Genomic DNA, 1,755 nt, shown 5'->3' on the forward strand with positions numbered 1-1,755 from the left:
CAATCCCTCACGCCTTCGCGCCTGCGGCGCTGCGCGCTTCGCTTGCGGAGATCCGGCACTACGCGCCGACGCGCTACGGCGTATCCGACTCCTTCAGCACGGCCTCAAGCTCCTGGCGCACGCGCGCCAGCAGCTCGTCGGCCTGGTGCGCGCTGTCGCCGACGTAGGCCAGCGTCAGCAGCGTGAGCGGATGTACGTCCATGACCTCGCACAGCTCGGCCAGCTTGTGGATGGTCGGGCTTTTCAGGTCGCGTTCCAGCGAACTCATGTAGGTGCGGCTGGACACGTCAGAGAACGCTTCCTGGCTCAAGCCACGCGCTTTCCTGACCGTCCGTATCGCCGCTGCCAATGAGTTCTTCGCTGCCACCTATGGTTTCCCCCCAAAAACCAAGATGACAGCCCATTGCGCTCTATAGGGCTACAATCTATAGTGTTCATTTTGTGCTACTGCTTTCCTCTTTCGTGCCTTTACGGAAATCCGTATCTGCGGATTTCTTCAAACCCAGGGAACCGCATCCGTGTCTTTCCTGACTTCCGGCAATGCGCTTTCGTGCCTCTACGCTTCTATGGATTCGTGCGCAAGCACAGAGGCGCTTCGGCGGTTCCGTGCATTCGTGGAAGGCACGCGGCCGTGATCCCGCTTGCGACCGAGGAAGAACGGACGCGGCTGCTGGCCCACGGCCAAGCCCGCGCCGCCGGGCAGGATATCGACCCGTTGCCGGCCGTGCGGCTGTTCACCCCGGACGCGCATGCAACATGGCTGCTGGCCTCGCTCGATCCTGCCGATGGCGATACGGCCTACGGCCTGATCGACTTGGGGATCGGAATGCCCGCTCTGGGCACGGTGAGGCTGTCCGATCTCGCGTCCATCGTCGGCCCGCGTCAGCGGCCGGTGATGCGCGATCGCTACTTTCAGCCGACGCGGAGGCTGTCGGAGTATGTCCGGCTGGCGCAGGAAGACGGTTCGATCCCGGACTGATACCGGCCAGCGCAGCAGGGCCAAACGGGACGCATTGTGACTATTTCAGTCTTGTTCAAGACCGGACAAGTCTGAATCCGCACGCTTGCGCCGAAGCGGTGCGATCCAGATGCAAACAGTCATGATGCCGGGCGCTGGATGCGGCACGTTGCTCAATGCTGCGCACCATTTTTACGGCGGCGCAGCCGTCGCATTCAGACGATTTCAGCAATGCTCCGGAGCGAATCTGTCTTGACACCAGCAGTTACAGCTTACCTTGATTCGATGACGACTTGATGGCGTTTCGATAGCTCCCGCACGGCGGAATCCGTAGCGACGTTCCTGCTGATCGACAGGAGGTTGCGTTATGGCTGATCTGAACGCCGAGCATTGGTATCCAACCGCCGCGTATCTCTACACGCTGCACCTCGACGGCCCCGCGCTGGCCTGGGAATACCTGCGTAGAAACCCCGATTACCGGCTCGACTGGTTGCGCCGTCGCCGCCGACCGGATACGGCGCATCGATGGGGCTTGCGCCTGCTGGAAGACCCGGCCCTGGATGCGCGCGATGCGCATCCAGCCTGGTTCCCCGATCACGATGGCGTGATCCAGCTCTATCCAGACGACGACCCGCCGCCGGATGCCGACGCCTTCGAGTTCTGGCGCGTGCCTGGCCGCAAGCAACTGATCCACGACGGCAAGCGCCTGGTGCTGGTGTCGCACTGGCCGGGTTGCTGCGTGCGGCTGGCACTCGCGCCCGGCCTGGAAGACGGCATGGCCTACCTCTACGCCACCC

General features: G+C 62.9%; 3 protein-coding genes. 2 read left to right on the forward strand and 1 reads right to left on the reverse strand.

The features are described 5' to 3' along the window. Positions 1 to 73: 73 nt before the first annotated feature. Complete coding sequence (locus LO50_RS21410; RefSeq protein ID WP_023110657.1) at positions 74 to 367, reverse strand: helix-turn-helix domain-containing protein; 294 nt, start codon at positions 365 to 367, stop codon at positions 74 to 76. 264 nt (positions 368 to 631) lie between these two features. Between LO50_RS21410 and LO50_RS21415 the strand changes: the two genes are divergently transcribed. Together LO50_RS21415 and LO50_RS21420 are read left to right on the forward strand one after the other, a co-directional pair. After that, positions 632 to 979, forward strand: a complete 348-nt coding sequence (locus LO50_RS21415; protein ID WP_014703529.1) for a DUF2958 domain-containing protein — start codon at positions 632 to 634, stop codon at positions 977 to 979. 346 nt (positions 980 to 1,325) lie between these two features. After that, a partial coding sequence (locus LO50_RS21420; protein WP_044316300.1) for a DUF7011 domain-containing protein occupies positions 1,326 to 1,755 on the forward strand: 430 nt, incomplete at its 3' end.

The sequence above is a fragment of the Stutzerimonas stutzeri genome (genome assembly GCF_000935215.1).
Taxonomy (GTDB): domain Bacteria; phylum Pseudomonadota; class Gammaproteobacteria; order Pseudomonadales; family Pseudomonadaceae; genus Stutzerimonas.